We start from the raw sequence: 26,048 nt of genomic DNA, 5'->3' as shown, positions 1-26,048 counted from the left end.
ACACCGCCCCGCGCCCCGTCGTCTTTCCAGGTCGCGCGGGGAATTTCCGGCCGACAAGTCGGGTACACGTTCGGCATGGACCAATCCGACGCCCCACTGCTCGATGCGCTGGCCGAGTATCGCGAAAAGAACCGATACGGGTTTACGCCGCCGGGCCACCGGCAGGGCCGCGGCACCGACGATCGGGTCCTGGCAGTCCTGGGCCGCGAGCCCTTCCTCGACGACGTGCTGGCCAGCGGCGGCCTGGATGACCGCCGAACCAGCAACAAATACCTGAAGAACGCCGAAGACCTGATGGCCGAGGCCGTGGGCGCGGACACCGCCTGGTTCTCCACGTGCGGCAGTTCACTGTCGGTGCGGGCGGCGATGTTGGCGGTCGCCGGCGGCGAGGGCAGCCTGCTGGTCGGCCGGGACAGCCACAAGTCGATCGTGGCGGGGCTGATCTTCTCCGGTGTGCAGCCGCGCTGGATCACCCCACGCTGGGACGCCGCGCACCACTTTTCTCATCCGCCCTCCCCGGAGCAGGTCGAAGAGGCCTGGGACAAGCACCCCGACGCCGCCGGTGCGCTCGTCGTCAGCCCCAGCCCGTACGGCACGTGCGCCGACATCGCCCGGATCGCCGAGGTATGTCACCGGCGCGGCAAGCCGTTGATCGTCGACGAGGCGTGGGGCGCGCACCTGCCGTTCCATGAGGACCTGCCGACCTGGGCGATGGACGCCGGCGCGGACGTCTGTGTGGTCAGCGTGCACAAGATGGGCGCCGGCTTCGAGCAGGGGTCGGTGTTTCACCTGCAGGGTGACCTGATCGATCGGGATCGCCTGTCCGCCTGCGCGGATCAGTTGATGACGACCAGCCCCAGCGTCCTTTTGTACGCGGCCATGGACGGGTGGCGCCGGCAGATGGTGCAGCATGGCCACGAATTGCTTGGTGCCGCACTCGATTTGACGCGACGCGTGCGGGAGGAGATCGAACTCATCCCTGATGTGGCCGTGCTCGACGATGAATTGCTCGGCGCGCAGGCGTCCCACGACCTGGACCGGATGCAGGTGCTGATCGATGTATCGGCAACGGGCACCTCGGGTTATCAGGCCGCCGACTGGCTACGGGCGCACGCGCACATCGACGTGGGCATGAGCGACCATCGCCGCATCCTGGCCACGCTGTCGATGGCCGACGACAAGGAGACCCTGGGGCGTCTCACCGACGCGCTGCGCGCATGGCGCACCGCCGCCGACGAGTTCGAGCCGCCGCCCTGCATCGCGCTGCCGTCGCCCGACGAGATGCAATTGGAGTCCGTCGAATTACCGCGCGACGCGTTCTTCGGGCGGGTGGAGGCGGTGCCCTCGGACCGCGCCGCCGGCCGCATCGCCGCCGAGCAGATCACGCCCTATCCCCCGGGCATTCCCGCCGTCGTGCCGGGTGAACGCCTCAATGATGCTGTGCTGGATTATCTGTGCTCGGGCGTCAGTGCCGGCATGAATCTGCCCGACGCGGCGGACCCGTCGCTGAAGACCATCCGCGTGCTCGCCGGGTGGCGCGGCCGCTAAAAGCCCAGGCGGCCAAGCTGTTTGGGGTCGCTCTGCCAGTTTTTGGCGACCTTGACGCGCAGGTCGAGGTACACCTTGGTGCCCAGCAGCTTCTCGATCTGGTGGCGCGCGGCGGTGCCGACGTCACGCAGCCGGGCGCCGCCCTTGCCGATGATGATGCCCTTCTGGCTGTCGCGTTCGACGTAGAGCAGCGCGTGCACGTCGATCAGGTCGTCGCGGTCCTCCCGCGGGTTGACCTCGTCGATGACCACCGCCAACGAATGCGGCAGCTCGTCGCGAACCCCCTCGAGGGCCGCCTCCCGGATGAGCTCGGCCATCAAGACCTCTTCGGGTTCGTCGGTCAGTTCCCCGTCGGGGTAGTAGGCAGGCCCGGGCGGCAGCGCCGCGGCCAGCACGTCGGTCAAGACGTCCACCTGCGTCCCGGCCACCGCCGACACCGGCACGATCTCGGCCGAGCCGCCGACCAGCTCGCTGACCGCGACCAACTGAGCGGCGACCCGGTCTTTGGGCGCCTTGTCGATCTTGGTGACGATGGCGACCAGTGTGGCCTTGGGTGCGGTCGCGCGGATCTGCTCGACGATCCACCGATCCCCGGGGCCGATCGCCTCGTCGGCCGGGATGCACAGCCCGATCACGTCGACCTCGGCGTAGGTGTCGCGCACCAAGTCGTTGAGCCGCTTGCCCAGCAGGGTGCGGGGGCGGTGCAGACCCGGAGTGTCGACCAGGATGATCTGGAAGTCGTCGCGGTGCACGATCCCGCGGATGGTGTGCCGGGTGGTCTGTGGCCGCTTCGAGGTGATCGCGACCTTGGTCCCGACGAGCGCGTTCGTCAGGGTCGATTTCCCGGTGTTGGGACGGCCGACCAAACATACGAAGCCGGAACGGAATTCAGTCATGCTGCGGGGATTCCTCGCCATTGGGTGAGCTATTGGGTGAGCCGTCGGGTGAGCTATTGGGTGAGCCGTCGGATTCGACGGGGCTGAGCAGGACGGTGCCGATGCGTACCCGCCCCCGGTGATCGGTGCCGCCCTCGGCGTGCAGCCGCAAACCGTGCGAAGTCACCTCGGCGCCCGGCAGCGGCACCCGGCCCAATTCCAGGGCGAGCAGGCCGCCCACGGTGTCGACGTCGAGGTCGTCGTCGAACTCGACGCCGTAGAGCTCGCCGAGGTCTTCGATCGGCAGTCGCGCCGACACCCGAAAGTGTTTGTCGCCCAGGTCTTCTATCGGCGCCGTCTCCGCCTGGTCGTACTCGTCGGCGATCTCACCGACGATTTCTTCGAGCACGTCTTCGATGCTGACCAGCCCGGCGATCGCGCCGTACTCGTCGACGAGCAGAGCCATGTGGTTACGGTCGCGCTGCATTTCGCGCAGCAGGGCGTCCAAGGGCTTGGAGTCCGGCACGAAGACAGCCGGCCGCATCACCTGCGCCACCGGCGTGGTCCGCCCGCCGCCACCCGACAAAAAGGTCTGCTGGACAAGGTCTTTCAAGTACACGACCCCGACGACGTCGTCGACGTTCTCGCCGATCACCGGGATGCGTGAATGCCCGCTGCGCACCGCCAGGTTGATCGCCTGGCTGGCGAACTTGTCGCTTTCGATCCAGATCATCTCGGTGCGCGGGACCATCACCTCGCGGGCCGGGGTGTCGCCGAGCTCGAAGACCGACTGGATCATCCGGCGCTCCTCGGCCGCGACCACGCCACGCTGCTGGGCCAGGTCGACGACCTCGCGCAGCTCGATCTCGGAGGCGAACGGCCCGTTCCTCAACCCCCGGCCCGGGGTGACCGCGTTACCCAAAACCACGAGCAGCCGGCTGATCGGCATCAACAACCACGAGATCGCTTGCAGCGGAAGCACCGTCGTCAACGCGATGGAATAGGCGTTTTGACGGCCGAGGGTGCGTGGGCCCACCCCCATGACGACGAAGCTGGTCACCACCATGATCGCCGCGGCGCCGAACAATCCCCACGTCAGCCCGAAGTTGTCGTAAAGGAACACCACCAGCAGCACGGTCGCGGTGATCTCGCACGTGATCCGCAGCAGCACAACGAGGTTGATGTAGCGGGGACGTTCCGACATCACTTTGGACAGCGCCACCGCGCCGGGCCGCTCGTCGCGCACCATCTCCTGAACGCGGGCCAGCGACACCGTGCTGATGGCCGCATCGATCGCGGCGAACAGCCCGCCCAGCGCGATCAAGGCGACCGCGCCGAGCAGCTCGGACCAGCCGGTCAACGGTCACACCTCGATGTGGTCATTGAGTCCCCTAGGGCATCACGAGGACTCAGCGGCGTCGTCCTCGCTGCGGTGCCGGCGGTTGAGCAGCCAGGCGACCAGGCCCACCACCACGGCGAACCCACCGAAGCGCAGCGCCATGGTCCACGCGGATTGGTGGGGTTGACCGGGTTCCTGGTGGTGAACGGCGAGCAGCACCAAGAAGCTGCCGTCGTCGGTGAGGCCGACGCCCGGCGTCGGCTGGGTTTTGATCACCCGGATCTGCGCGGGGGCGCTGCTGGAGTTGTCGATCTGTCCCCAGGCCAAGGTGGAGTCGTCGAGCAGGAACGTGTCCTGGCTGCCCGAGGGTTGGCTACCGTCGTGACCCACCACCGCCACGTGGCCGACCTCCACGGTCTCGCCTTTGGCGGGAACGGACACGACGACGTTCTCATACAGCTTCGGGGGCGCCGGCGGCCTGTAGTCCGGTGGCGGCGGCCCGTTGTACCCGTTGAGCGGTATCGAGCCCCCGCCGTAGAAGCTGCCCGACGCGACATAGCTGTCGCCGACCGCGGTGAAGGGGACGACGCCGACGGTCGCGGCGTCCAGCACCATCCGCGCCCCGCGCGGGAGGTAAAGCTGCTGGTAGGCGCCGTTGTAGAAGTAGCGGAACGTCATCGCCTGATTCAGCGGGTTGTACAGGGTCGGGCGGCGGTAGGCGTCGTCGTAGTCGAGGTAGTCCCAGTGGCGCGGCCGGACGAACCGGTGCTCGTCGACCTTGAGGACGTCGACGTTCTGCCGGTGGGAACTCACCACGTTCTGCACCTGCTGGTTGAAATCCACCTCGGTCGGCGGCTTCGGCGGGTTGGCGGGGTCAGCGCGGGTCACCGGCGCGGCCTTGGCCGCCGCGATCGCCAGCGAGGGCGCTTCGAGCCCTCTCGGCGGCGCGACCACCGGGGCGTTGCGTGGCGCATCGGGGCCCGGCGGATTGATCTCGAGCACCGGGACGGTGTTCTGACCCGAGTTGGGCGGCGGAAGGACCACCGGTTGCTGCACCGGCGGCGGGGCCGGGGGCGGCTCGTACGCCGGGATGGGCACTTCCGGAACCGGCGTCGGCGCATTGCTCGGGGGGCCCTGGACACCGCGCTTGTCCTCGTTGCACACGTTCGCCGTGTGATAGGCGTTCACGTAGAACATGCAGCGCTGGCAGGACACGGGGTTGGAGCCCGCGCCGGCGCAGGGAGCCGCCTGCGCGACCGTGCCAGGGATGGCGACGACCATCGAGATCGGCGCGAACGCGATGGCAGCCGCCACCAGAATCCAGAGTCGGCTCAATTGTCGAAATACCTTGACTTGTCCAGCAATCGGCGGTCGCGCTCTTCCTGGCGGTCCTGGCGGTAGGCCTCGACCTGGTCGGCGACCCACTCTTCGAGCAACCGGTCCTGCAGCGCGAACATCTCCTTTTCCTCATCCGGCTCGCCGTGGTCGTAGCCGATCAGGTGGAGCACGCCGTGGATGGTCAGCAGCGCCAGCTCGTGCCCCAGGCTGTGCCCCGCCGCGGCGGCCTGACTGGCCGCGAATTCCGGGCACAGCACGATGTCGCCCAGCATCGAGGGCCCCGGCTCGGGGGCGTCCGGGCGCCCGCCCGGTTCGAGCTCGTCCATCGGGAAGCTCATCACGTCGGTGGGCCCGGGCAGGTCCATCCAGCGCATGTGCAGGTCGGCCATCGCCGCGGTGTCCAACAGCACCATCGACAGCTCGGCCGCCGGGTTGACGTCCATCTTGGCGATGACATACCGCGCGACGCTGATCAACTCGGCTTCGGAGACGTCGATGCCCGACTCGTTGGAGACCTCAATGCTCATGGAACCCGCTCACCGCATCATCATCGGCGACCGCGCGAGCCCGACGCCCGGCGCGCCGCCCGGTTCATGGTCAGGTCGGGTTCTTCGAACTTGGCATAGGCGTCGACGATTTCCGAGACCAGCCGGTGGCGCACCACGTCCACGCTGGTCAGCTCCGCGACGTGGATGTCGTCGACGCTGTCGAGGATCTCCATCGCCGCGCGCAGACCCGACTTGGCGCCGCCCGGAAGGTCGACCTGGGTGACGTCGCCGGTGACGACGATCTTGGATCCGAAACCCAGGCGGGTGAGGAACATCTTCATCTGCTCGCCGGTGGTGTTCTGCGCCTCGTCCAACACGATGAACGCGGAATTGAGGCTCCTGCCCCGCATGTACGCGAGCGGCGCCACCTCGATGACCCCCGCCGACATCAGCTTGGGGATCAGCTCGGCGTCCATCATGTCGTAGAGCGCGTCGTACAACGGCCGCAGATACGGATCGATCTTCTCGCTGAGCGTGCCCGGCAAGAAGCCAAGGCGCTCACCGGCTTCCACGGCCGGACGGGTCAGAATGATGCGGCTGACCTGTTTGGTCTGTAAAGCGTTGACCGCCTTGGCCATCGCCAGGTACGTCTTGCCGGTGCCGGCCGGGCCGACGCCGAAGACGATGGTGTTGGCGTCGATGGCGTCGACGTAGCGCTTCTGGTTGAGCGTCTTGGGCCGGATCGTCTTCCCGCGCCGCGACAGGATGTCCAGCGTCAGCACCTCGGCCGGTGACTCGTTGTCGGTGCCGGCCAGCATGGCGACGCTGTGCCGGATCACCTCCGGGGTCAACTGCTGCCCGCCGGCGACGATCGCGATCAGTTCGGAGATCACCCGTTCGGCGAGCGCGACGTCGGCGGGCTCACCGGAGATGGTCAGGGTGTTGCCGCGCACGTGCAGATCGGCGTCCAGGGTGCGTTCCAGGGAGCGCAGGTTCTCGTCTGCCGAACCCAGCAGGCCCATGACGGTATCGGGCGGAACATTGATGCTGCTGCGAACTTGAGCGTCGGCCTGGAGGGCTCCGGCTGCGTCAGCAGCGCTGGTCTCGCGGGGCGTCACGTGGTTTTCGATGCCTGCCTTGTGTGAAGTGCTCGCCGATCCCGGCGTTTTCTAGCGCTTTTATCCTACCGCCGGGGCGTCGCTGACCCCAATGTGCGGCACGCCGCGAGTGCGCAGCGCCGCGGCAGGGTGTTCGCCGGAAGGCCCTTGTCCAGCACCTTGTGGGCGCTCACAGGCTCGAGGGGTCGTCCCATCGCGGCGTCAGCACCCCGAGCGCGCCGAGCGCCACGGCCGCGGCGGTCGACGTCCGCAGCACCTGCGGACCCAGCCGCACCGCCGTCGCGCCCGCGTCGGACAACGCCACGATCTCGTCATCGGCGATGCCGCCCTCGGGGCCGACCACCAGGAACACCGTCCTCGCGCGCGCGAGGTCGAGGTCGGCGAGCCGCTCGGTGGCCGACTCGTGCAGAACCAGCACCGTCGCGCCGCCGGCCACCTCGTCCCGGAGCCGCGAGATCAGCGCCGCGGTGGACAGCACACCGTCGACCGACGGGATGTGCGCCCGTCGGGACTGCCGCGCCGCCGAACGGGCGACCGCGCGCCAGCGGCGCAGACCCTTCTCGACCCGGGCGCCGTGCCAGTTGGCCACGCAGCGGGCCGCCTGCCAGGCCAGGAACCCGTCGGCGCCCGCCTCGGTGGCCAGTTCGATGGCCAGCTCGGAACGCTCCGATTTCGGCAGGGCCTGCACCACCGTCACCGGCGGGCTCCCGGGTGCGACGCTCCAGCGCTCCAGCACCCGCGCGCGCAGCCCGTCACGCCCGGCGTGCTCCACCTCGCAGTGCGCCAGGCCCCCGGCGCCGTCGCCGAGCACCAGCCGCTCGCCCGGGCGGATCCGCCGCACGCTGGCGGCATGAAACCCCTCGTCACCGGCCAGGACGGCCAGCGCGCCGGTCTCGGGCAGATCGTCGGCGTAAAACAGGGTCGCGACCATCGGCGCGGCGCGGCTAGCGTCCGGTGAACGTCTCGCGGAGCCGGCTGAACAAGCCGCCGCCGGCGTGGGTCGAGCGCACCTCGGGGACGTCGCGGCTGCGGCGCGCCTTCAGTTCGCGCAGCAGTTCGGTGTCGCGGCTGTCCAGGCGGGCGGGAACCACCACCTCGACGTGGACATGCAGATCGCCGCGGGTGCCGGTCCGCAGGTGCGGCATCCCGTGGCCGCGCAGCGTGATGACCGAAGCCGGTTGCGTGCCAGGCGGGATGGTGATTTCGCTGACGCCGTCCAGGATGGCGTCGACGGTGACCGTGGCGCCCAGCGCCGCGTCGACCATCGGCACCGACACGGTGCAGTGCAGGTCGTCGCCTTCGCGGACGAAGACGTCGTGGCCCTGTTCGTGAACCTCGACGTACAGGTCGCCGGCCGGCCCGCCACCGGGTCCCACCTCGCCTTGGGCAGCCAGCCGCACGCGCATGCCGTCGCCGACACCGGCGGGAATCTTGACGCTGATCTCCCGGCGGGCCCGCACCCGGCCGTCCCCCATGCACTGGTGGCACGGGTCGGGGATGACGACGCCGACGCCGCGGCAGGTCGGACACGGCCGCGACGTCATCACCTGGCCCAGCAGGGAGCGCTGCACGGTCTGGACTTCGCCGCGACCGCCGCAGGTGTCGCACGGCACCGGCGCCGAGTCGCCGTTGGTGCCCTTGCCCTGGCAGCGGTCACACAACACCGCGGTGTCGACGGTCACCTGCTTGGTGACGCCGGTCGCGCACTCCTCGAGATCGAGCCGCATCCGCAGCAGCGAATCCGAGCCCGGCCGCACCCGCCCGATGGGGCCGCGCGAGGACGCGCCACCGCTGAAGCCGCCACCGAAAAACGCCTCGAACACATCGCCCAGGCCACCGAAACCGCCACCGAAACCGCCACCGGCCGCGGCCGCGTTCTCCAGCGGATCGCCGCCCAGGTCGACGATGCGCCGCTTCTCGGGGTCGCTCAGCACCTCGTAGGCGACGCTGATCTCCTTGAACTTCGCCTGCGCGGCCTCGTCGGGGTTGACGTCGGGATGCAGTTCGCGCGCCAACTTGCGGTACGCGCGCTTGATCTCCGCGTCACCGGCGTTTCTGCTCACGCCGAGCAGCCCGTAATAATCGCGTGCCACGCCTGACTCTCCTATACCTGGTCTTTCTCCGCGCCTACCCACACAGCGGGTGCGCGTTCATCGAGCACCCAGGACTTCGCCGATATACAGGGCAACCGCAGCAACGCTGGCGATAGTTCCCGGATAGTCCATCCGGGTGGGCCCCAGCACACCCATTCCCCCGTAAACGGTGTCGGAGGTGCCGTAGGCGGTGGTTACCACGGAAGTGCCCAGTATCTGCTCGGCGGCCGTCTCGTGGCCGATGCGCACCGTCACCTTACCGGCTTCTTGCTGGGCCGCCAGCAACCGCAGGACCACCACCTGCTCCTCGAGCGCCTCCAGGATGGAGCGCAGCGAGCCACCGAAATCGGCGGCGTTGCGGGTCAGGTTGGCGGTACCGCCCATCAGCAAGCGTTCCTCGGTGTGCTCGACCAGTGACTCCAGCAACACCGTCGCCGATCGGCCCACCGCGTCGCCCAGGCCCTCCGGGCTGCTCAGCTGTCCGGCGAGGTCGGCCACCGCGATCGAGGCGGCCGACAGCTTCTTGCCCACCAGCGCCTGGCCCAGCATCTCCCGCAGCTGCGAGAGTTCGTGGTCGTCGATGACGTCGCCGAGTTCGACGACGCGCTGGTCCACCCGGCCGGAGTCGGTGATGACGACCATCAGCAGCCGCGCGGGCGTCAGGGCGATCACTTCCAGGTGGCGCACGGTCGACGACGACAGCGTCGGGTACTGCACGACGGCCACCTGCCGGGTCAGCTGCGAGAGCAGCCGTACCGCGCGGCGCAGGACGTCGTCGAGGTCGACACCGGACTCCAGGAAGCCTTGGATCGCGCGCCGTTCGGCGGAGGAAAGCGGCTTGACGTCGTCGAGCCGGTCGACGAATTCGCGGTAGCCCTTCTCGGTGGGGACCCGCCCGGAACTGGTGTGCGGCTGGGTGATGTAGCCCTCGGCCTCGAGCACGGCCATGTCGTTGCGGACGGTCGCCGATGAGACGCCCAGGTTGTGGCGCTCCACCAACGTCTTGGAACCGATCGGTTCTTTGGTGGCGACGAAATCGGCGACAATGGCCCGCAGCACCTCGAACCGACGGTCATCGGCAGTTCCCACTGGTCGTCACCTCCTTCGATGGCTGTTAGACCGGGTCCATTTTACGGTCTCGGGCTCGCTCGGCCTCACCACTGGAGCGCGAGCGGAGGCAAAAGTCCCTCTTCGTCGGCGTGCCGCGGTGCTTTGCGTCTGCTCGCCGGGACCACCGGTGTCCGACTAGCCTTTCCAGCATGAACCGGTCGGGGCATAGCGAGACGTCGGGAGAGATCGGCCAATGATTTTCAAGGGCGTGCGCGACGGTAAACCGTATCCCGAGCACAACCTGTCCTATCGGGATTGGTCCCAGATACCGCCGCAACAGATCCGGCTCGACGAATTGGTCACCACCACAACGGTGCTCGCGCTGGACCGCCTGCTCTCGGAGGACTCGACCTTCTACGGCGACCTGTTCCCGCACGCGGTGCGCTGGAAGGGCATCACCTATCTCGAGGACGGCCTGCACCGCGCGGTGCGCGCCGCGCTGCGAAACCGCACGGTGCTGCACGCCCGCGTGTTCGACATGGATCTGCCGCTGGGCCAGCCCGGGTGAGTTAGTGGTCACGTTCGGGCCCTCCCGCGTGTCGACCTAGTGAGGACGTTGGTTCACGACCACAACTTGCCAGGAGGATCGCCATGCCACGGCTACAGGGAGTCTCCGACCGCGACGCCGGCCTGGGCGCCAAGATCGCCTTCTTCTTCACCAGGCGCAAGCTCGCCCAGATGACCGGGCTGGAAACCGCGGGAATGCTGGAACCGCTGCGGATGTATGCCCACATCCCGAGATTGCTCAACGCCTACGGCAAGTTGGAGCAGGCCGAATCGAAGTTGGACGTTCTCAGCCCGCGCCACCGCGCGCTGGCCGAGCTGAAGTCGGCGACGACGGTGCGTTGCGCATACTGCATCGACCTCGGCTCCCAGATCGCCCGGCAATGGGGCATCACCGACGAAGAACTGCTGGGGATGGCCAATTACCGCGACGCGCAGTGCTTTTCCGACGTCGACAAACTGATCCTCGACTACGCGACCGCGATCAGCCGCACCCCGGTCGACGTGAGCGATCAACTTTTCGACGCGCTGCGGACGCATTTCGACACCGCCCAACTCGTCGCGCTGACCCACGTCATCACGTTGGGCAATCTGCGCGCCCGCTTCAACATCGCGCTCGACATCGGGTCCTCGGGCTTTTCCGGCGACCGCGTGTGCGCCCTGCCGGAGACCGATCGGCCATGACAAAACCGGACGCATCACCGCCGTCACTGCGGGCACTGACGGCGCGCTTCGAGGCGGCCCGGCCACGGCTGGGCGCCCTCGCCTATCGCATGCTGGGCTCGATCGACGACGCCCAGGACGCGGTGCAGGAGGCCTGGCTGCGGTGGAGCGGCAGCTCCGCGGAAACAATCGCCAACCCCGAGGCGTGGCTGACCACCGTGGTCGCCCGCATCTGCCTGAACATGTTGCGCGAGCGCCGAACTCACGGCGGCGAGGAGCTGGCCGGCCGCCTGCCCGACCCGATCGTGGAAGCCGACGACGAATTCGACCCGGAACACCGCGCGATGCTGGCCGACGCGGTGGGGCTGGCGCTGTTCGTGGTGCTGGACACGCTGTCGCCGGCGGAGCGATTGGCCTTCGTGTTGCACGACGTCTTCAGCGTGCCGTTCGATCAGATCGCCACGGTCGTCGACCGGACGCCGGAGTCGGCCCGCAAGCTGGCCAGCCGGGCGCGCCGGCGGATCGAGCGGGCCGACCCGGAACCCGACGGCGACCTCACCGCCCAGCGCGAGGTGGTGGACGCCTTCTTCGCGGCGGGGCGCAGCGGTGACTTCGACCGCCTGGTGTCGGTGCTGCATCCCGACGTGGTGCTGCGGGGTGACTTCGGCCCGGCCGCGGCGGCGTTCCGGGCCGACGGCGCGGACTCGGTGGCCAGGCTGGCCCGCGCCTACGCGGGTCCCGACCGCGAGGTCCGCGCGGCGACCGTCAACGGCGCCGCCGGCGCCGTCATCTTCGTCGGGGGACGCGCGGCGTCCGTCATGGGATTCGTGGTGCGCGCCGGCCGGATCCGGGCGATCGATGTGCTGGCGGATCCGGCACGCGTCGCGAAACTAGACCTGCGCGCGCTCGGCGCCGATCACTGACCGGCGGCCTGCAGCAGCTCCATCGCCGACGCCCGCGACAGCACCCAGCCGCCCTGGTTGACGAAGGTGACGTTCTGGGTGACCGGTGACGTCAGCTTGGGGCCGGAGACCGACACGTCGGCGGTCGCCGAACCGGCGGCGGTCGGTTGGATGTTGGTCACGTCGAACGACAGGGGCAGGTCACCGTTTTTCGCGGCCTTCTGCAGCTTCTTGTCGGCGACGTGGGCTTCGATGCCGCTGATGCCGCCCTGCACCAGGTTGCTCTTGTTGTTGAACGACACGCTCGGGTCCGCCAGGCTGTTGAGCAGGCCGGTCAGCTGATCGGGCGTCGGGACGTTGGCCCCCGCGACCGGCTGCGCCGGCGGCGGATCCTGCGGAAGCGGCGCGCCGATCGTGGCGAGGTGCACCCCGACCTGTGTGCTCGGCGCCGACATCGAGGTCAGGCCGGCGGCCGCGCCCCCGACGATCGCCAGAGCTGCCACGCTGGTGGCAAGCGTTTTAACGGTTTTCATGGTTCCCCCTTTTGGTGGGCACGAATGTTGACGCACGGGTGGTGTCAGCGTGCCCTTTGCGTCTCGTACTTCGTGTCCCGGCACCGATACGTTACGGCGACCCGTTGTGCAAACAACATGAGCAACCTGTGCGCGCGCTGTGCGGGCGTGGCCGTAGATGCCGTAGCTGCCGAACCCCATGCGCCCGCGGAAGCCGGCGCATGGGGTGTCCATGAGACATCTGGCGAATCCGCCAGACTGGCATCGGTTTTGCGCGGTAGGCACCGCGCGGTGATCAGTTGGTGGCGGTCGCGGCCTGAATCAGAGCGATCGCCGCGTCGTGCTGCAAGACCCAGTTCCCGCCTTGGTTGACGAACGCGAGGTGCTTGGTGACCGGTCCGGCGAACTTCGGGCTCGTGATGGCGACGTCGGCCTGGGCCATGTTCGGACCCGCCGGGGCGATGTTGGTCACGTTGAACTGCTCGGGGAAGTTCCCGTTGCGGTAGGCCTTTCGCAGGTCGTGGTCGGCCACCATCCCCTCGTTTTGACTGACGCCGTTTTCAACGAAGTTGGCCTTGTCCCTGTAGTTGACGCCGGGGTCGGTTACCTGGTTGCAGAGAGTGGCCAACTGATCGGCCGTCGGCAATTGCCCAGGCGCGCCCGGCGGCGGGGGCGGAGGCGGCGGCGGGTCTTGCGGCAGTGGCGCTCCGAACGCCGCCAGCTGCACATCATGCGCGCCGATCGGCGCTGCAACAGAAGCCACGCCGGCGGCGGCGCCGCCAATGGCGGCCAGCGCCGCCACGCCCGTGGCAATGGACTTCACGGTTTTCACAGGTCCCCCTTCGATGCACATGAACCGTTGCGGGATTTCGCGGATGCGCCGCACGCGGTCACACGTCTTCATGGTTGAAGATGGTGTAAGTGTGCATGGTGACACCCGCATTTGTGTCTCAGGTTGGTCACGTTACGACGACGCTACGGCGGCGACGCGGGAAAACACGCTGAATGGCCTGTGCCGCAAGTGTGTAGCGGCCGTCCCTTGCCTGCTGTTGCGAGGGCCAGTGGCGGGTTACTCCCCCGCGAGCGCCTCAATCAGGCTCTTGGGGCGGATATCTGACCAATTCTGTTCGACGTAGTCCAGGCAGTCCGCGCGGCTGGCTTCCCCGAAGACCACCCGCCAGCCCGAAGGCGTGTCGGCGAAGGTCGGCCAGAGGCTGTGCTGGTCCTCGTCGTTGGCCAGCACCACGAAGGTCGCGTTCTCGTCGTCAAAGGGGTTGGTGCTCATCATGTCTCCTTCTCAGGGGATGCTTGGACGGGCTGACGGTGGAACCCAACACCCGATCGGATAGCAGTCCAAGGCAGCTCAGGTTCGGGAACCCGGGCCCCTGGGTGAGTCCCGACAGGTTCGGCAAGAACAACTTGGGTGTGACGTCCGTGACGGCCAGGTCATAACCTATCGCCTCCTGCAGCCGCTCCGAAGTCAGGGGCCCACCCAGTCCGAGTTCGAGCAGATCAAGCGCTTCCTGGCTGAACAATGGTGCGAACCACAAAGAGTCGGCGCCGGAGCCGTCGATGACGAGATCAAACCCGTGGACCGTCTCGAGGTTCTCGCTGCCGCGGTTGGTGGACAGCGTCAGCCGGATCTGCCCCTGCCTGCCGACCGCGTGGGCGACGCGGCCACGCAGGTGATGGATGCGGTCATCGGCCAGCAACGCCTCCTGCACGTTCGACGAAAACACCCCCCGGTCCGTGCGGGCCAACGCATCACGACGTTCGGCCAGGGTGAGGGCCGGCCAGTTGGTGGGATCGGAGAACAGCGAATTCTCGAAAAACCCCTCGCCGCGCGTGAACAGTGTCGCCTGCGGGGAAATGACCGTGATGCTCGAGACCCGGTGCCGGAACAGCTCATTGAGCATCGCCGCGGCCGTCTCACCACCGCCGATCACCGCGACCCGCTCTGCACTGATCCGGTCGTGATTGGCGGCGCGGTCCCAGAACTGGGCGATCGAGAGCACGCGCGGATTGCCGGGAAGCAAGGACTTTTCGGCCTGGCCCGGGCCGGTGATCATCAACGCGTCGGCGTGCACGGTGGTTTCGTGGGTGTGGATCGCCCACCGGTCCCCGGTGACAGCCAGCCGTTCGACCTCGCCGTGCACCACATTCATGCCCACGTGGTCGGCGACCCAACTCAGATACTGGCTCCACCGGCGATGCGCCGGCGCCGGCCTGCCGCGGTCGATCCACTCGGCGAACGACGCCGTGGCGATCAGATAGGACTGCCAGCTGTAGCGGGTCATCCGCTCGTCCAACTCGGCGTTACGGCGCGGCACCAGCGCCGAGCGGTAGGGAAAGCCGACGTCCTTTTCCGGGCTGGTGCCCAGCCGATGCGCGCCGTCCGTCCAGCCGCCGCTGGCCTGCCAGTTCGCCGCGACGCCGATCCGTTCCACGGCGACCACGTCCGGAACCTCGACGCCCATGTCGCGAAGCACCGATGCCTTGGCCGCGACGGCCACCGCCTTGGCGCCGGCGCCCACGATCGCGAGTGTGCTCATTTCACCATCTCCCGCAGCGAATCGATCCAAAGTCCTTGCAGCGCAGTCATGTCTGCGTCCGTGAGAATGTCGGGCAGCGCGCGCCACTGCGCCGCCAGCACCCGCTCCCCGCCGTACGTCAGCACTATCGCCGCGATGGTGAGCTCGTGGCGCACCGCCTGCTCGGGCTCCGGCACCGGCGACACCCCCGCGAGCAGCTCGCGTTCGAGCGTCAGCCCGGTGCCGCCGTCGGTGTGGGCGGCGCCAAGGTAATTCAGCAACACTTGCGGCGGCGGGAAACCGGCGAGCCGCTCGGCGGTGTCGTCCCGCAGGTAGCGCAGCAACCCGAAGTCGAGCCCATCGCCCGGGATCGCGGCCAATTTCTCCGCCACCCTGTGCGGGTCGGCCGAGTCCACCCGCACGGGGTAGATCGAGCTGAGCAGCCCCACCGTGTCGCCGGTGTCGATGGTGTGCGCGCCCGGACCGTCCACCAAGCTGTCGGCGCGGCCGTGGGTTTCGAGCGCCAGCAGCGGGGGCGCCGTTGCCTGGCCACGTAGCCGGCGCCAGCTCGTCACTGTCGCCGCGGTGGCGGCGATTAACAGCGTGGGTAACGGCAGACCCGAATTCAGCAGCCGCCGGGTGAGGTCGGCGTCGGTGGGGACGTTGCGGACGATCAGATCGCGCGCCCGATCACGGTCCGGGTCGAGGCGCCGGGCGCCGAGGTCGGGATCGTCGCCGGCCAACTCCGACGCCCAGTACTGCACCGTGTCCAGGCCGCGCGCTCGCGCGGTGAGCGCCTCGGCCCAGCGCCGATAGCTGGTGTGTTCCCGAATGGGTGCCGGCGGGTGACCGGTGGCCGCGGCGGTCAGGGCGGCACCGAGTTCACCGAGGATCACCCGCCACGACGCCGGGTCCAGCGCGACGACGTGCGCGGCCAGCAACAGCACGCTCTCTCCGGCCGGGGGCCGGAGCCACACCGCGGCCAGCAGCGTTCCGCGTTCGGGGTCCAACCGGTCGACCGCCTCGGCGACGTGGGCCGGTACCGCCGCGCCCAGATCTCCGCCCACTGCAACCTCTTTGAGTTCGCTCAGGACGTCCGCGGCCGGTACCGGAACCAGGGTCATGGTGGAGCGATCGACCCGGGTGCGCAGCACCTCGTGGCCGTTGACGATGCTTGCCAGCGCGGCGTCGAGTTGTTCGCGGCGCAGCGTCTCGGGCAACCGGATGGCTTCGGTCTGGGCGAGCCGGCGCGGGTCGCCGTGTTCGTAGAGCCATCGGCCGTTGGGCAGCAACGGCATTGGTCCGGTTGTCTCGTCCACCCGCTGGGCGGTGGCCGCGGTTTCCGAGTCGACCGCGTCGGCCAGTTCGCGGACGTTGGTGCAGTCGAGGACGAGCCTGGCGCGCAGCGCGATTCCGCGGGCCCGCGCCGCCTGTACCACCGACAAGGCCATGATGCTGTCCAGTCCCAGCTGCAGGAAGTCCGCGGTGACGTCGACGCGCGGGTGCCCGAGCAGTTCGGCGAGCAGTTCGGCCAGCGCGGATTCGGTGGCGGTCTCGGGTGTTGCCGCGCCGCCGACGGACTCGGCGACGTCGACGGCGGCCAGCGCGGATTCGTCCAGCTTTCCGTTGGGAGTCAACGGGATCTCGTCGACCAGGACGATGCGCTGCGGCACCATGTAGCGCGGCAGCCGGGTGCTGAGCATGCCGCGCAGGTCGGGCACCGTCGGCTGGTCGCCGGTGGGGTCGGTCGCCACGTACGCGGTCAGCCGCGGCGCGCCGCGGTGCTGATGCACGAGCACCCCGGCGTGCCGGACGGCGGGATGGGATTCGAGGGCGGCGGCGATCTCCCCGGGCTCGACGCGGTGGCCACGGATTTTCACCTGGGCGTCGGCGCGACCGATGTATTGCAGTGTGCCGTCGGGCATCCGGCGCACCAGGTCGCCCGTTCGATACATCCGCTGCGCGGGTGCGAACGGGTCGGCGACGAAGCGCGCCGCGGTCTCGCCCGCGCGGCCCAGATAGCCGCGGGCCAGCTGGGCGCCGCCCAGGTACAGTTCGCCCGTCGCGCCGCACGGCACCGGACGCAGCCCGGAATCCAGCACGTACCCGCGGGTGTGCCGGGTCGGCCGCCCGATGCAGGGCTCGTCGTGCTCGGCGATCGCGGCGACCACCGCCTCGACCGTCGTCTCGGTCGGCCCGTAGCAGTTGAACGCCGCCATCGATGTGGTGGTGCACGCCTTGCGGATTCGGGCCCAGGCGACGCTGCCGAGGGCCTCTCCCCCGAGCGCCAGCACCGTCAACGGCGCATCGGTCAGCAGGCCGAACGCCTGCAGCTGGGCGAACATCGACGGGGTGGTGTCGATCATGTCGATGCCGTGCTCGGCGATCAGCGCGACCAGCGCCTCGGCATCGGTCTGGGTGTGCTCGTCGACCACATGCACGCCATGGCCGTCGAGCAGGGCGACCAACGGCTGCCAGGCGGCGTCAAAGGCGAACGACCACGCGTGGGCGATGCGCAGCGGACGGCCCAGCCGCGCGGCCGCGGGCCGCAGCACGCGGTCCAGATGGTCGTCGGCGTAGGCCCCCACCGCGCCGTGAGTCCCGATGACCCCCTTGGGTTCTCCCGTGGTTCCCGAGGTGAACACGACGTACGCGGCCCGCTCGAGCGGGACGTCGACCGGGTCGAAGCCGTGGTGCGGTCCGCCGGACTCGAGCAGCTGCGCGGTCAGCTCCTCGTCCAAGACGATCGACGCGCCGGACTGGCGCAGGATCGAGGTCACCCGTTCCGGGGGCATCCCCGGCTCCATGGGCACGCACATGCCGCCGGCCTTGAGCACCGCGAGCATCGCGACGACGTACCGCGGGCCCCGGAAAAGCCTTATGCCGACCGGTGTTTCGGGCGTGACACCGCTGCGGGCGAGCTGAGCGGCCAGCCGGGTGCTCCGGTCGTCCAGCTCGCGATAGCTCAGCGTGCCACCCGCCCAGCTGACCGCCGGGCTGTCCGGCGTCCTGGCCACGACCTCGGCGAACCGCGCGTGAATGCACCGCGGTGACGTCGCGGCGGGCGCGCCGGCGGCACGCAGCGGGGCTGCCTCGTCCTCGAAGAGGACGCTGACCTCACGCAGCGGACGCTCCCACCCCTGCAACAGCCGCTCGGCGGTGGACAGCACCCGCTGCCCGAACGTAGCGGCCGGAATGGCGCCCAGGGCGCCGTCGATCACTTCGATGAGCACCACCAGTTCGCCGGCGTCCATGTGGGCGGCGATGGCGATCGGGAAATGCGACAGGTTCTGAAGGGCGGACGGCCGGAATGTCGCACCGCCGGCGGTCAATTCACCGCCGGAGGACAGTCCGTTCATCGGGAAGTTCTCATAGACCAGCAGGGTGTCGAACATCTCCCCGACCCCACCGAGGGAGCGCAATTGGGCGTGCCCGAGATAGCTGTGCTCGCGCAGCAGGGCGGCATCGCGCTGTACGGCGCGGCATTGCTCACCGGCACTGGCCGCGGGGTCGAGCCGCACCCGCAGCGGCACGGTGTTGATGAACAGACCCACCATGGTCTCGACGCCGGTCAGCTCGGGCGGCCTGCCCGACACCGTGACCCCGAAAACCACGTCGTCGGTGTCGGTGAGCCGGGACAGCACCAGCGCCCACGCCATCTGCATCAAGGTGTTGACGGTGATGCCGCGCGAACGGGTCTCGTCGACCAGCCGCGCGGTGGCCTCCGCCGGCAGCCGCAGTTCGGTGGTGCGCGGCAGCGCCGTCTGCCGCCCCTGGGTCGTGTCCATCGAGCCCAGGGCGGCGGCCAGCAGGGTGGGGCCCGGCAGCCCGGCGAGGTGCCGGCGCCAGACCTGCTGGCTGGTCTCCGGGTCACGCCCGGCCAGCCAGCCGATGTAATCGCGGTACGGCCGCGGAGCGACGGGCAACGCCGACAGGTCGCCTCCGGCCTGGTACAGGATCATCATCTCGTTGATGAACACGGGCATCGACCAGCCGTCGATCACGATGTGATGGGCGGTGAGCACCAAACGCCATTGCGCGCCGGGCAATTCGATCAGCAGGAAGCGGATGGCCGGTCCGTGTTCCAGGTCGAAGGGCCGGCGGCGTTCGCCGGTTTCCAGCGCCGGCACGTCCTCGGGTGCCGCGCTGACGGATCGCCACGGCAACTCGACGCGGGACGGCACGATCTGCACCGGCCGCGGGATGCCCCGGCTGAAGAAGCTGGCCCGCAGGTTCGGGTGACGCACCAACATCTTCTCCGCGCACTCGCGCAGCAGCGCGACATCGAGTGCGCCGGAGATGTCGGCCGCCATGCCGATCACGTACGGATCGTCCGCCGCTTCGCCGTCGGCGAATTCGGCGAGCGTGGTCAGCGAGTACAAGCCCTCCTGCAGGGGGCTCAGCGCCATCACGTCCTCGATGTCGGGCGCGACGTCGGTGTCGGCGGCCGTCATGACGTGCCTTCGCGTGACGCCGACCAAAGTTGGGTCACCGCAGCCAGATCCGTCGACGAGAGACCGGAGGTGCTCATCGGCTCGAAACGCACGTCGGTCGCCTGGTCGTCCCGCCCGGTGTCAGCCTCCCCGTCGCCCAGGGCGTCCAGGGCGGCGGCCAGCTGCTGCACCGTCGGATTCTCGAAGATCATCCGCGGACTCACGGCCAGCCCGACCGCCCGTGCGCGCGAGCCCAGCTGCACCGACAGGATGCTGTCGCCGCCGAGGGCGAAGAAGTCGTCGAAGCGCCCCACTTCGGGGGTCGACAGCAGTTCGGCGAACACCTTGGCCAGCGCCCGTTCGGTGTCCGTGCGCGCCGGTTCGGTCAGACCGCCGGTGCTGACCGCCGGCCGCGGCAACCCGGGCCGGTTCAACTTGCCGGATTCGGTCTTGGGCAGGACATCGAGGACGGTCAGCGACGACGGCATCATGTAGCCCGGCAGGGTCGTGGCGATCGCGGCGCGCACCTCCCCCGCGAAGGCCGCCTTTTCGACGTCGTCGACGATCGGCCGTTGCGGCACAACATATCCGGCCAGCGACGTGCCGCCGTGCACCTCCCAGGTGCGGGCGGCTGCGGCGGCGACGCCGTCGGCGGCCGCCAGGGCCGCCTCGACCTCGGCCAACTCGACCCGGAAACCGCGGACCTGCACCTGGTGGTCGGAGCGTCCGACGAATTCCAGTTGGCCGTCCTCGGTCCACCGGGCCAGGTCGCCGCTGCGGTACAGGCGCGAACCGGGCTCCCCGCCATACGGATTGGCGACGAACCGTGTCGCGGTCAGGCCGGGGCGCTTCCAGTACCCGCGCGCCAGCTGGTCGCCGGCGTAGTACAGCTCGCCCACCACACCGACCGGCACGGGTCGCAGCCCATCGTCGAGGAGGTAGGCCTGCGCGCCCGGGACCGGCTTTCCGACAAGCGGATTCGGCAAGCCCAACCGCCCGCGGGACACCGCGCCGGAGGTCTCGGTGGAACCGATGTTGTTCAACAACTCGGTCCCGCCGTCGTCGGCGCACACCGACGCCAGCCGTTGCAGCAACGACGCGCTGACCGGCTCGCCACCGCACACCAGCCGCGACAGCGCGCGCACGGCGTCGGGCCGGCTGTCCACCAACGCCGAGACCAGGCTGGGCACGGCGGTCACCTGGGCGATCGAATACCGGTTCATCAGCTCCCCGAGGGCCTCGGGGTCGCGGTGCTCGGCGTCGTCGGCCAGGATCATGGTCGCACCGGCGGCCAGGCCGGCCAGCATCTCCATCCCGCCTTCGAGGAACGTGATCGACGCCTGCGCCAACCGCACGTCCTCGGTCCTGGGCGGGTAGTGCCGCAGTTGCCAGTCCAGCCGGGCCGCCATCGAACGGTGGGTGCCCACCGCGCCTTTCGGCTTGCCGGTGGATCCGGAGGTGAACACCAGATACATGGGGTCATCGGGGTGCGGCCGCCGCACATTCCGCGACTGGGGGTCCACGCCATCGCTGTCCACCACCGCGCGCACGTGGGGGTCGTCCAGCGAAAGCACTTCGACCCCCGGCACGCGCGGCATGGTCTCCACCGCTTCGGTCGTGGCGACCACCACCGGCGGCGTGACGTCGTCGAGCATAAATTGCTTTCGCGCCAAGGGATAGCCGGGGTCGATGGGGAAGTAACCGGCGCCGGCCTTCATGATGGCCACCAGCGCCACCACCAGGTCGATGCTGCGGCGGGTTGACAGCCCGACCAACGCGCCCGGTCCTGCGCCGTTCTTCACGAGCAGCGCGGCCAAGTTGTCCGAACGGCGATGCAGCGCAGGGTAATCGATCTGCTCGTCCCCGCAGCGCACCGCGATCCGATCCGCTCCCCAGGCCCGACTGGGTTCCAGCAGCTCGGGTATGGTGCGCGGCCGGTCCTGCGGTGGCGGCGCGCCGCGGCTCCAGTCCTGCAGGATGCGGCGCTGTTCTCCCGCGTCGATCAGCGCAACGTCGCGCAGACTCTGATCGAGGTCCTCGGCGAACGCGGTGACCGCCCTGGTCAGCCATTGCGCCAACCGCTCGATGGTGCTTCTGGTATAGAGCTCGGTGCGGAAAATGACATTGCAGTTGTACCCGATGTCGTCGGCGCCGTCGGTGCCGAAGAAGTTGACGCTGAGGTCGGCGTGGGCCATGTCGAAGATGGGATCCAGCGACGTGCACACGGTGTCCCGCCCGTCGCCGCCCGCGGGCGCGGTCTCGATGACCCGCGTGGCGGACAGGTGATCCCGGACGTGCACGACGACCTGGAACAGCGGGTTGCGGGACAGCGATCGCGCCGGGCTGACGCTGTCGACCACCCGGTCGAACGGCAGGTCTTGGTGGGCGTAGGCGGCCAGCGCGGTCTCCCGCGCCCGTTTCAGCAGTTCGCGCAACGTCGGGTTGCCGTCCATGTCGTTGCGCAGCACCAGGATGTTGACGAAAAAGCCGATCAGTTGGTCCAATTCGGCTTCGGTGCGGCCGGCGACCGGGGTGCCCAACGGAATGTCCACGCCGCCACCGGCCTTGTGCAGCACCACGGCCACAGCCGTTTGCAGCAGCATGAATTCGGTGATGCCCAACTCGCGGCACAGCTCGCCGAGCTTGGCGCGGGTCGCCGAGTCGATGTGGAAGTCGACGGATTCGCCCTCCCCGCTGGGCACCGGCTGGCGGGGGAAGTCCGGGCGCAACCCGGTGTCCTCCGGCAGCCCGGCCAGCTTGCGGGTCCAGTACTCCCGCTGCTCGCCGGCGATGGCGGACTCCTGGCCGCTGGCGTCACCCAAAAACGTGCGCTGCCACGCCGCGTAGTCGGCGTACTGCACGCGCAGCGGCGCCCAGGACGGCGCTTCGCCACCGCGCCGCGCCCGGTAGGCGGTCATCACGTCGGAGAACAGCACGCCCGCCGACCAGTGGTCAGAGGCGATGTGGTGCACGACCACCGACAGCACGTGCTCGTCCGCGTTCTCGGTGCGCAGCACCGCGACCCGGATCGGCAATTCCGAGTCCAGTTCGAAGCAGTGGCGCCGCTCGGCGTCGAGCTGCTCCTGCAGCCACGCCTCGCCGACTCCCTCCGCGCGGCGCACCGGAACCTCGACGCCCGCCGGGCCCACGACCTGATAGGGCACGCCGTCCAGCTCGACGTAGCTGGTGCGCAGGATTTCGTGCCGGGCGAGGACATCGCCGACGGCGGCGATCAGCGCATCGATGTCCCACGGTCCGGTCAGCTTGGCCGCGAAGGGAATGTTGTTGACGGGGCTGGGCCCGTCCAGGCGATAGGCGAACCAGCTGCGCAGCTGCGACGCCGACAGCGGCATCGGCTCGTCGTGTGCGGTCGCGATCAGCCTGGGGCGCGACTGCGTCAGTTGGCCCGAGCTCAGCTGGTCGACCCGCTCCGCCAGCAGGCCCACCGTGGCGAGCTCGAACACGTCGCGGATGCCGAGTTCCACGCCGCACTCCGCGCGGATCGCGGTGACCAGTTTGGTGGCGACCAGCGAGTGCCCGCCCAGATCGAAGAACGAGTCGTCGACACCCACCCGCTCGTGGCCGAGCAGCCCCGAAAATAGTTGGGCCACCCGGATTTCCGTGGGTGTCGTGGGGTCGCGGTACTCGGTGCCGGCCGCGAGCTGCGGCTGCGGCAGCGCGGCGCGGTCGATCTTTTGATGGGCGGTGATCGGGATCTCGTCGAGCACCACATAGGCGGCCGGCGTCATGTAGTCCGGCAGCGCGGCGGCCACCCGAGCGCGGATGCGTTCGACGTCAACCGTTTCCGTGCCAGCGCCCTCGGCCGGAGTCACGTATCCCACCAGGCTCTTGCCCAACTGAGGCAGGTCCATGGCCAGCACGACGGCTTGTCCGACGCTGGGGTCGACCGAGATGGCGGCGGCGATCTCGCCCAACTCGATGCGGAAACCGCGGATCTTCACCTGCTCGTCGGCGCGGCCGACGAACTCGATGTCCCCGTTGGCGTTGCGCCGGGCCAGGTCGCCGGAGCGGTACATCCGCCCGCCGGGGGTGAAGGGGTCGGCGACGAAGCGCTCGGCCGTCAGCTGCGGCCTGCGGTGGTATCCGTGCGCGACATGTGTTCCGGCGATGTAGATTTCACCGATCACCCCGATGGGAACGGGCTGCAGGGCGTTGTCGAGCAGGTACACCTGCGTGTTGATCTTGGGCCGGCCGATCGGCACCACCCGCGTGCCCTGGGTGCCCTCCACCGGGTAGCTGGTGCAGTTCACGACCGTCTCGGTCGGGCCGTAGAAGTTGTGCAGCGACGCGTCGAAGGTGGCGTGGAACTTGTCGGCGATCTCGCCGGGCAGGGCCTCCCCGCCGATGGGCACGCGCCGCAACGTGCGCCACTGGCTGACGCCGGGCAACGACAGGAACAGACCCAGCAGCGACGGCACGAAGTGCATCGACGTGATGCCTTCGCGGGCCAGAAGGTCGGTGAGGTAGCCGATGTCGCGCAGCCCGTCGGGGCGCGGAATCACCAGTCGGGCACCCATGATCAAGGTGCCGAAGATTTCGCCCATCGACACGTCGAAGCTGGGCGACGCCACCTGTAACAGCCGGTCGGTTTCGTCGATCCGGTACTCCTCGCCGAACCAGACGAAGTACTCGGCGATGGGCGCGTGGGGCACCGGAACGCCCTTGGGCAGCCCGGTCGAACCCGAGGTGTAGATCAGGTACGCGGTGTTCTGCGGGCTCAGCGGCCGCAGCAGCGCGGTGGGCGCGGTGGTCGGGTAGTCCCCCGCTTCGCAAACCGGTTCGCGCAGCACCAGTTTGGCGTCCGCGTCCCCGAGGATGAAGCTCAGCCTGTCCTCCGGGTAGGTGGGATCCACCGGAAGGTAGACCCCACCCGCTTTGAGCACGCCGAGCGCGGTGATGACCAGTTCGGGTGACTTGTCCAGCAGGACCGCGACGCGATCCTCGGTGCCGATTCCACGCTCGATGAGCCAGTGCGCCACTCGGTTCGACTCTTCATCGATTTCGCGGTAGGTGTAGGCGCGCCCCTCGTAGACGACCGCGATGGCGTCGGGCGTGAGCGCCGCTCGCCGGCTGACCAGCGCGGACAAGGTGCTCGCCGGGGTGACGAATTCTTCACCGGTCGACACGGACCGCAGCCGCTCGGCGTCTTCGTCGTTCATCAGCGCGCACGCCGACAGCGTCGCGTCGGGGTCGGACAGCACGCTGTCCAGCAGGGCGGCGTAGTGGCGCAGGAGTTGCTGCACCAACTGCTGATCCAGCACCTCGACGAGGTACTCGGCCTCGATCACGCCGCCGCCCAAGCCATCCGGCGTCCGGTTCAGTTCGACCATCAGACTCAGCGGCAGCTGGTTGAAATGACCGCGCAACTCGGCGCGCGCGCAACGCACGCCCGGTGGGCAAAAGCCGGCGCCGTCGGGCTCCCGCTGTCCGAAGCTGACGCGGGTCATCCGGTCAGCGCCGTGCCGGCGGTCGGGGTTTGACTCACGCACCAGCCAATCCAGGTCGGCCCGCGAATGAGCGAAGGCGCCCACCGCGCCGTCACGGGTCTGCGCCAGCAGTTCGCGGAACGTCTGGTGCGGCCGCGGGCGCAGCCGGACCACCACGGTGTTGCCGTAGTACCCGATGGCACCCTCGGTTCCCACGCCGCGGTTCAGCACCGGGGCCGCGAACAGGAAGTCGGTCGACTGGGTGTAGCGGTGCACCAGGGCGCCGAACGCGGCCATCAACACCATGTAGGGCGTGGCGCCGGTCTCGCGGGCCAGCGCGGCCGCCCGGTCGACGACGTCCGCCGACAGCGGCGCGGTCGCGCGTTGCGCGCGCCAGGTACTGGGCACCACCGAACCGTTAGGCCCCGGAAGTTCCAGTGGCTCCGGGAGATCGGCCATCAGCGGCCGCCAATAGTCCAGATCCGCCTGACGGATCGCGGTCGGGTCGTGGGAAGGGGCCGGCAGCACCGGAGCGGCGGCGAAGCCGTCGGGGTCGGTGTACGCACGAGTCAGGTCGGCGAAAAACGGCGCCCACGAGCCGTCGTCCCAGGCGATATGGTGCGCGGTGATCAGCAGTATCAGGTCATCGGCGGCCACGTGCGCCACGGTGACTCGCAGGGGTGAATCCTTGCTCAGGTCGAACGGGCGGCGAAAGTCCCGCTGCGCCAGCACATCCAGGCGCAAGCGGCGAGCTTGATCGGTCAACCCGGACAGGTCGTGTTCGGCCCATTCGGGCCGCAGGTCGTCGCGGACGACGGGCCGCGGGTCGCCCTCGCTGTCGGTGTCATACGTCGTGTGGAGGACGGGGTGTCGCGCGGCGACGGCGTCGGCGGCGCGGTGTAGCCGCGTGGCGTCGACGGCGCCGGTGAGGCGATAGGAGACGCAGATGTTGAGCAACGCGCTGTCGGGATCGACCGACTGCACGAACCACATCCGGTGCTGGCCGGCGGACATGCGTGGCTCGTCGTAGGTGGCGACGGAAGCCGCGCCGGTCGACCTGGCCAGGCCGCGCTCGGCGAGCTTGCGGCGCAGGAGTTCCAAGCGCTCATCGTCGAGACGGGTGCCGGCGCCGGTGGTGTCTGTCACG

General features: G+C 69.2%; 18 protein-coding genes. 4 read left to right on the top strand and 14 right to left on the bottom strand.

Features of this window, described 5'->3' with window-relative positions; all coding sequences use genetic code 11:
• Nucleotides 1-75 precede the first annotated feature (75 nt).
• Nucleotides 76-1,548, top strand: coding sequence for an aminotransferase class I/II-fold pyridoxal phosphate-dependent enzyme (locus AC0KTM_RS07450; RefSeq protein WP_238957741.1), 1,473 nt, complete (start codon nt 76-78; stop codon nt 1,546-1,548).
• Here the strand turns inward: AC0KTM_RS07450 and era are convergent.
• The 8 genes from era to hrcA form a co-directional block, all read right to left on the bottom strand.
• Nucleotides 1,545-2,444, bottom strand: coding sequence for a GTPase Era (gene era / locus AC0KTM_RS07445; protein ID WP_238957740.1), 900 nt, complete (start codon nt 2,442-2,444; stop codon nt 1,545-1,547). The two genes, AC0KTM_RS07450 and era, sit on opposite strands and share 4 nt — an antisense overlap.
• Complete coding sequence (locus tag AC0KTM_RS07440) at nt 2,437-3,783, bottom strand: hemolysin family protein (RefSeq protein ID WP_472415286.1); 1,347 nt, start codon at nt 3,781-3,783, stop codon at nt 2,437-2,439. Before AC0KTM_RS07440 ends, era begins: the two co-directional genes overlap by 8 nt.
• A 39-nt stretch (nt 3,784-3,822) precedes the next feature.
• Nucleotides 3,823-5,043 (bottom strand): hypothetical protein, encoded by a 1,221-nt coding sequence (locus tag AC0KTM_RS07435; protein WP_255641426.1) that lies wholly within the window; start codon nt 5,041-5,043, stop codon nt 3,823-3,825.
• 50 nt (nt 5,044-5,093) lie between these two features.
• Nucleotides 5,094-5,627 (bottom strand): rRNA maturation RNase YbeY, encoded by a 534-nt coding sequence (ybeY, locus tag AC0KTM_RS07430; protein WP_225326911.1) that lies wholly within the window; start codon nt 5,625-5,627, stop codon nt 5,094-5,096.
• 20 nt (nt 5,628-5,647) lie between these two features.
• Nucleotides 5,648-6,706, bottom strand: coding sequence for a PhoH family protein (locus tag AC0KTM_RS07425; RefSeq protein WP_225326912.1), 1,059 nt, complete (start codon nt 6,704-6,706; stop codon nt 5,648-5,650).
• 169 nt (nt 6,707-6,875) lie between these two features.
• The gene (locus AC0KTM_RS07420; protein WP_472415284.1) at nt 6,876-7,637 is read right to left on the bottom strand and encodes a 16S rRNA (uracil(1498)-N(3))-methyltransferase; all 762 of its coding nucleotides are present in this window, start codon (nt 7,635-7,637) and stop codon (nt 6,876-6,878) included.
• A 13-nt stretch (nt 7,638-7,650) separates the two neighbouring features.
• On the bottom strand, nt 7,651-8,799 hold the full coding sequence (dnaJ, locus tag AC0KTM_RS07415; protein ID WP_225326914.1) for a molecular chaperone DnaJ: 1,149 nt from the start codon (nt 8,797-8,799) through the stop codon (nt 7,651-7,653).
• A gap of 57 nt (nt 8,800-8,856) precedes the next feature.
• The gene (gene hrcA, locus AC0KTM_RS07410; RefSeq protein WP_225326915.1) at nt 8,857-9,888 is read right to left on the bottom strand and encodes a heat-inducible transcriptional repressor HrcA; all 1,032 of its coding nucleotides are present in this window, start codon (nt 9,886-9,888) and stop codon (nt 8,857-8,859) included.
• 214 nt (nt 9,889-10,102) lie between these two features.
• Here hrcA and AC0KTM_RS07405 point away from each other — a divergent pair, with 214 nt between their 5' ends.
• The 3 genes from AC0KTM_RS07405 to AC0KTM_RS07395 all read left to right on the top strand — a co-directional run bounded on the left by AC0KTM_RS07405 (nt 10,103) and on the right by AC0KTM_RS07395 (nt 11,999).
• Nucleotides 10,103-10,417, top strand: a complete 315-nt coding sequence (locus tag AC0KTM_RS07405) for a type II toxin-antitoxin system VapB family antitoxin (RefSeq protein ID WP_225326916.1) — start codon at nt 10,103-10,105, stop codon at nt 10,415-10,417.
• Between the two features lie 83 nt (nt 10,418-10,500).
• Nucleotides 10,501-11,097 (top strand): carboxymuconolactone decarboxylase family protein, encoded by a 597-nt coding sequence (locus tag AC0KTM_RS07400; RefSeq protein ID WP_472415282.1) that lies wholly within the window; start codon nt 10,501-10,503, stop codon nt 11,095-11,097.
• A complete protein-coding gene (locus AC0KTM_RS07395) occupies nt 11,094-11,999 on the top strand; it encodes a sigma-70 family RNA polymerase sigma factor (RefSeq protein ID WP_472415280.1) in 906 nt (301 codons plus the stop codon). Before AC0KTM_RS07400 ends, AC0KTM_RS07395 begins: the two co-directional genes overlap by 4 nt.
• Here the strand turns inward: AC0KTM_RS07395 and AC0KTM_RS07390 are convergent.
• The 6 genes from AC0KTM_RS07390 to AC0KTM_RS07365 all read right to left on the bottom strand — a co-directional run bounded on the left by AC0KTM_RS07390 (nt 11,993) and on the right by AC0KTM_RS07365 (nt 26,047).
• Nucleotides 11,993-12,511, bottom strand: a complete 519-nt coding sequence (locus AC0KTM_RS07390; protein WP_472415278.1) for an MTB12 family secreted protein — start codon at nt 12,509-12,511, stop codon at nt 11,993-11,995. The two genes, AC0KTM_RS07395 and AC0KTM_RS07390, sit on opposite strands and share 7 nt — an antisense overlap.
• Nucleotides 12,512-12,785: 274 nt before the next feature.
• The gene (locus AC0KTM_RS07385) at nt 12,786-13,322 is read right to left on the bottom strand and encodes an MTB12 family secreted protein (RefSeq protein ID WP_225327039.1); all 537 of its coding nucleotides are present in this window, start codon (nt 13,320-13,322) and stop codon (nt 12,786-12,788) included.
• A gap of 237 nt (nt 13,323-13,559) precedes the next feature.
• Entirely contained in the window at nt 13,560-13,775 is a 216-nt protein-coding gene (locus tag AC0KTM_RS07380; RefSeq protein WP_472415276.1) for an MbtH family protein, read from the bottom strand.
• Entirely contained in the window at nt 13,756-15,042 is a 1,287-nt protein-coding gene (gene mbtG / locus AC0KTM_RS07375; protein ID WP_225326921.1) for an NADPH-dependent L-lysine N(6)-monooxygenase MbtG, read from the bottom strand. Before mbtG ends, AC0KTM_RS07380 begins: the two co-directional genes overlap by 20 nt.
• Nucleotides 15,039-19,475, bottom strand: a complete 4,437-nt coding sequence (locus AC0KTM_RS07370; protein WP_472415274.1) for an amino acid adenylation domain-containing protein — start codon at nt 19,473-19,475, stop codon at nt 15,039-15,041. Before AC0KTM_RS07370 ends, mbtG begins: the two co-directional genes overlap by 4 nt.
• On the bottom strand, nt 19,472-26,047 hold the full coding sequence (locus tag AC0KTM_RS07365; RefSeq protein ID WP_238957732.1) for a non-ribosomal peptide synthetase: 6,576 nt from the start codon (nt 26,045-26,047) through the stop codon (nt 19,472-19,474). Before AC0KTM_RS07365 ends, AC0KTM_RS07370 begins: the two co-directional genes overlap by 4 nt.
• Nucleotide 26,048: the final 1 nt, after the last annotated feature.

Source organism: Mycobacterium sp. NTMscope_Eco_3 (assembly GCF_976985685.1).
Note: the sequence above shows the minus strand (reverse complement) of the source record. Positions and strands in the feature narration are given on the sequence as shown.